General features: G+C 58.6%; 4 protein-coding genes and 2 pseudogenes. 4 read left to right on the top strand and 2 right to left on the bottom strand.

The window, feature by feature from the left end:
* Positions 1-35 precede the first annotated feature (35 nt).
* Both istB and istA read right to left on the bottom strand, forming a co-directional pair.
* A complete protein-coding gene (gene istB / locus DDE20_RS18775) occupies positions 36-878 on the bottom strand; it encodes an IS21-like element helper ATPase IstB (RefSeq protein ID WP_116560042.1) in 843 nt (280 codons plus the stop codon).
* Positions 875-2,107 carry an IS21 family transposase gene (istA, locus tag DDE20_RS18770; protein ID WP_116560043.1) on the bottom strand — a complete coding sequence of 411 codons (1,233 nt, stop codon included), beginning with the start codon at positions 2,105-2,107 and terminating at the stop codon, positions 875-877. The genes istB and istA overlap by 4 nt, the downstream gene beginning before the upstream one ends.
* Positions 2,108-2,147: 40 nt before the next feature.
* On the opposite strand from istA, the gene DDE20_RS18765 reads away from it, so the two are divergent.
* From DDE20_RS18765 to DDE20_RS18750, 4 genes and pseudogenes are all read left to right on the top strand, one after another.
* Positions 2,148-2,870 carry a hypothetical protein gene (locus DDE20_RS18765; protein ID WP_116560041.1) on the top strand — a complete coding sequence of 241 codons (723 nt, stop codon included), beginning with the start codon at positions 2,148-2,150 and terminating at the stop codon, positions 2,868-2,870.
* 217 nt (positions 2,871-3,087) lie between these two features.
* A complete protein-coding gene (locus DDE20_RS18760) occupies positions 3,088-3,519 on the top strand; it encodes a hypothetical protein (protein WP_116560040.1) in 432 nt (143 codons plus the stop codon).
* A 462-nt stretch (positions 3,520-3,981) separates the two neighbouring features.
* Positions 3,982-4,654, top strand: a pseudogene (locus DDE20_RS19295) (transposase); the annotation flags it as partial.
* 70 nt (positions 4,655-4,724) lie between these two features.
* A pseudogene (locus DDE20_RS18750) lies at positions 4,725-5,212 on the top strand (transposase); the annotation flags it as partial.

The raw sequence follows: 5,212 nt of genomic DNA, 5'->3' as shown, positions 1-5,212 counted from the left end.
TTCCCCACTTTCTCGGGTTCGGTGATCAACCGGCTTTAGTGATCGGCGTCTCCGTTTTGGGTTTTGTGTGAACGGCCACGGCGCTTCGGCGGCGGCGGTGGAGCAATGGGGGCGTTTGCGCGGACGTGCTCAGGTATGAGGTCGGCATGCCTGCGGAGCCGATAGCTCGCGCCTTCAATCTGGATGACGACGGCATGGTGCAATAGCCGGTCGAGCAGCGCGGTCGCCACGACTGGATCTCCGAACACCTCGCCCCATTCGGCAAAGCCGCGGTTAGAGGTGAGGATCATGGCGCCTTTCTCATAGCGGGCGTTGACCAGTTGAAAGAACAGATTGGCGCCGCCTGGGGTGATCGGCAGGTAGCCAATCTCGTCAACGATCAGCAGTGAGGCTCGGGTGTAGAAGCGGATTTTCTCGGCCAGCCGACCTTCACGTTCGGCCTTGTTCAGCGCCTCGATCAGTTCTGCCAAGGTCGCGCGATATACACTTCGGCCGGCCTTCACTGCGGCAACACCAAGTGCTGTGGCCAGATGGCTTTTGCCCGTGCCCGGCGGGCCGAGGAAGTGAACAACCTCGGACCGGCGAATAAAGTCGAGCTGGGCCAAAGCCGAGATCCGTTCCCGGTCGAGCGATGGCTGGAAGCCGAAGTCGAAGCCCTCCAGCGTCTTGACCGGCAGAAGTTTGGCGGTGCGCAAAGCAACATCAATCCGCCGCGTCTCGCGCGTCGCATATTCCTCGCTTAGCAGCTCGTCGATCGCTTCGATCGCGGTGATTTCGCCTTTCTCGAGCTGCTGTATCGTGTGGTCGAGGGCTTCCAGCGCGCGAGGCATCTTCAACCCGACGAGAGCACCGCGGATACGGTCAACAAGCGCACTCATGATCTGCCACCTACCGCCGCAAGGCGCCGGCCGACCGCGCCGTAAAACTCGAGCGGACGATGTCGTGTTTGCGGCAAAGAGGCCGGGACCGGCGTTTTAGGTGGCGCCTTGCGGTGCGCCGGATCAACACGGCGGCGGGCTTTGCCTTCCAGCACGGGATGGCGCGCAATCAACCGCCCATCCTCAAATATCCTGAGTTCGGTGGTGTGGTGCTGGACCTCGAGTGTCCGGCGACGGGTGGTATCGGGAACCGAGTAGAAGTTGCCGCCAACCGAGACCATCCCCTCCTTGCTTACGCGCCGCTCAACCGTCAACACCGCACTGTAAGGAATTACTGGAAGCGATTTGAGGTGGGGATGCTCCTCGGCGAAGGCCTCGTTCACCACCCGTCGGGTTGTGGCGTGGGTCCGCGGGTTTGCAACCTCCGTTCGCCACGCATCAAACTGGCTATTGAGATCGTCAATATTCCGAAACGTCCGCGCCAGAAAGAAGTCCTGCCGGATATAGCGGAAGGGCCGCTCGACCTTACCTTTCGTCTTTGCGCGATAAGGCTGGCAGGCCCGCGGCACTGCGCCGTAGTGATTAAGCAGCGCGACGAGTGAGGCATTATAGGTGACCACTCCTGCCTCGTCCTCGCCAACTACCGCCGTTTTCATCCGGTCGTAAAGGATCTCCGCTGGCACCCCACCGATCGCAGTGAAAGCCGCGATATGGCAGCGCAACACCGAGTGCAGATTCTGGCTGGCGACGAAGCGGCCCCACAGCCAACGGCTGTGCCCGAGCACCATCGAGAACAACCAAACCTTGCGCACCACGCCAGGCTCATCGGTGAACTCCACCGTGAACTCGGCGAAATCGACCTGCGCTTGCTTGCCCGGTGGCGTCTCGAACCGCCGCTCGAACTGCGCCTGCCTGGACGGGCGCACCTCGCGCAGAAAGTCCGTCACAGCAGTGTAACCACCATTGTATCCCAACTCCCGGATCTCGCGCAAAAGTCGGGCCCCACTGAGATCGGGATAGGTTTGAACGCGCTCGGAAAGATACCGCTCATACGGCTCTAGCACTCGCTCGCGTGGCCGGCGCGGACCATAGACCGGCGCCTCCAGCCCACGGTCGAGATATTTCCGCACAGTCTTTCGATCAGAGCCAACTTTCCGCGCTATCGCAGAGATGCTGAGCCCCTGCTTTTTCAGATCATGGATCAAAACGATCTCCCTCAATCCTTTCACCTGCCTGCTCCCATCACTCTTCGCTCGGGCATCAGGCATCATGTCCCGCGTCAGCGCCAATTCCGAATACTTGAGGTTCGGAATTGACCCTGCCGCTCACGACTGGGGAATTTTCAAACGGCGGTTTTGGGGAGATTACATCCGGCGATTACACCTGGGTTTAACGCGCGGCAAGCGGCATAAGCAGGCGATTAGAGACGCGCTCAACAACGGGAAGGAGACGCCCATCAGTCCGCGACACGTGCGCACGGCAGAGTGGCGCGCCAAAGAAGAACTGCGCCTGGCTGAGAAAGCCGCCGAGGTGGAAACCCGTGAGCGTGAAGTCTCGACGCGTGAAGAGATCGCAGACGACGTGATAGAATTTGCTGAGGCAATCGCCGCCGGTGACCTCGATGAATCTGGCAAAGTGCTCGAAAAGCCGTCCGGCGCCGCGCCGCGCGATCAGCGGGCGGAGCACCCAAGATGGCTGGCAAGCCTTGGGTTCTCCAAAGCGCGAAAAGCCCTTCGAGCTGCCACAGCGCGTATCCGTAAGCGCGCCGAAGAGGAGGCAAAGCGAGATGCAGAGAAGATGATCGCCGATGAGCTTGCCGAGATCGAGGCGGCTGACACAATGATCGTCAGCATCGCCCAACAACTGCCGTTGGAGCTGCGCAAACGAGTGGCCGAGATGCGAAAGAAGCTGGTTAAGAAAATTATGGCCGCGGACCCGCCGGTGCAGAACCGCAAACGCGCGCTACCACGCCGTATCGATCCGGATGAGTAGCGCCTACTTACGGCGCGTCGGTGATTTGATGAGGTTTCAATCGCCGACGCGCAAAATTGATTCATTTAAATTCAATCACTTACAACAAAGGTAGAGAGAATTTCAAGGAATTCGTTTCCGCGCGCTGTCGAGCAGATCCACTTTCTTTTCAGTCGGGTCAGATGGGAGGGAAACCGCAGGACATCGACTGAATTTGAAACCCAAGAAGGAGCCCAAAATGGCTAAGAATAATTTCACGAAACCCGTGCGCAAAGCTGGTCAGAACCCAGTCATCATCTCGACGCAAATGGAGAAGGCGCTGGCGCGGTCCATGCAAATCGTCTCAAAGGTCGCGCAGAAAGAAACCCTTCGCAGCGAGAAGACCCAGCGTGAAGCACGCCAAGCCTTCGCCGAGACGCTGGACGCTTGGCTGGAAATGGCCGCAGAGAATGATCCGAGCGTGGTAGAGGCTCTATTCTTTGAAATGGCGTGCATCGCCACCTCGACCAACCGGCGCCGGATGCTCAAGCACGCGCAAACGCCCGAAGGCGTGAGCGAGCGCGTGCAAGATCAGCTCGACCATTGGGCCGAGCAGGAAGAAGCCGCGAAAGCCGAGGCGGCGCGGATTGAAGCAGATAAGGCCGCAGCGAAGAATAGCGCCGACGCCTAACTAACGCGCAACAGTCAGAAAAGTTCGCCAAAGTCCAAATCCCCCTCCCGCAACCAAATTTCCACATAAATACAACGCCTTACGCCCCGCACAAACGCGGGGCTTTCTGCTGTCCGCAGGGCGTGGAAGCACTGTGGAAGCGCCCGGAGGCAACTCGACAGCGTGGCGCATCAGCAACGCGCAAGAGAAACCGGCATGCCACAACCGTAGCGCCCAAGCAGTCAGCACCTACCCTCGCTGCGCTCGGCGCGTCTATCGCGCGGGATGTCTGACCGCAAAAACACTCACTACCCAGCACAAACCCCGAGGGGACCATTCGCCATGGTCCCCTTCTCGATCCCCTTAGTCGCTGCCCGATAGGGAAGGTGAGGTAGTTCGCTTGTTGCGCCAATATGCATAGTGAGGTGCCCCTAGATTTGTAGACGGTTTGCTTGGTAATTTTGGAACCAAGGAGAGACGGATATGAACAAGGGAATACGGTTTACGGACGAGTTCAAACAGGACGCTGTGGCACAGGTTGTTGAGCGTGGATATGCGGTCAGAGAAGTTGCTGAGCGCCTAGGGATCAGCACCAAATCGCTGTACACTTGGAAGGCGCAATTTGCGAAGTCGCCACGTGTCAGGTCAGAGGTTGCGGAGCAAGCTGCTGAGATCAAAAGGCTGAATCGCGAACTGGCGCGAATGACCGAGGAACGTGCCATTCTAAAAAAGGGCGCAAATTGTCCGCCATTGGTCCGAGGACAATGCCGCGCGCGTACTTCGCGCGAGTGTCTCAGTGAGGTACGCGTTTATTGAGGCTCATCGCACTGAGTTTTCTGTGCGCTCGATGTGCCGTGTTCTGGCTGTGCATTTCAGTGGCTTCTACGCATGGCTTAAAGACCCGTTAAGCCAGCGTGCGCTTGAAGATGCTCGTCAGACGGTGCTGATCCAGCAAGCATGGACCGATAGCGGTAAGGTCTATGGATATCGCAAATTGGCAGACGACCTGCGCGATGCTGGCGAGACCTGTTCAGAGAACCGTTTGGCCAGCTTGGCAGGCATTGCAGCGCAGATCGGATACAAACGTCGACCTGGGCGATATGGTGGCAAGCCATCGGTTGTCGCGGATAACACGCTGGATCGGCAGTTCGAAGTCCCCTTGACCTGCCCCCCGCGAGATCCCTCACTTTAATGTAGAGTTTGCTCAACCATGAAGGAGCAAACATATGCGAAAGAGCCGTTTTACTGAGGCGCAGATTATTGGGATGATTAAGGAGCAAGAAGCAGGCATGCCGACAGCTGAAGTGTATCGTCGCCACGGCCTGAGCCCCTCCACATTTTATAAGCTGAAAGCCAAATACGGGGGCATGGATGTTTCCGAAGCGGCCCGGCTGAAGTCCCTTGAAGATGAGAATGCCAAGCTCAAGCGGCTGCTGGCCGATACGATGCTCGACAATGTCGTGCTGAAAGACCTGCTGGGAAAGAACTGACGTCATTGAGCAAGCGGCGGGAGGCAGCGCTCAAGGCGATGCGGGACCATGAAATCTCGCAGCATCGGGCCTGCCGGCTTGTCGGTGTCGACCCAAAGACAGTCGGGCGAGAACGCCCGCCGGACTGTGCTGAGATACGCAAGGAGATGCAGGAGATTGCCGGCAAGCGGCGTCGGTTCGGCTACCGCCGGATCGGCGTCCTACTCGAACGCAAGGGTATGATC

Source organism: Pararhodobacter oceanensis (genome assembly GCF_003076755.1).
GTDB classification, from domain to species: domain Bacteria; phylum Pseudomonadota; class Alphaproteobacteria; order Rhodobacterales; family Rhodobacteraceae; genus Pararhodobacter; species Pararhodobacter oceanensis.
The sequence above is the reverse complement of the archived record's forward strand: the minus strand, read 5'-3'. Positions and strand labels throughout refer to the sequence as shown.

Excerpts from the sequence above, each read along its gene's own strand:
- DDE20_RS18760 (WP_116560040.1), top strand. The coding sequence starts at position 3,088 with ATGGCTAAGAATAATTTCACGAAACCCGTGCGCAAAGCTGGTCAGAAC.
- DDE20_RS18765 (WP_116560041.1), top strand. The coding sequence starts at position 2,148 with ATGTCCCGCGTCAGCGCCAATTCCGAATACTTGAGGTTCGGAATTGAC.
- istB (WP_116560042.1), bottom strand. The coding sequence starts at position 878 with ATGAGTGCGCTTGTTGACCGTATCCGCGGTGCTCTCGTCGGGTTGAAG.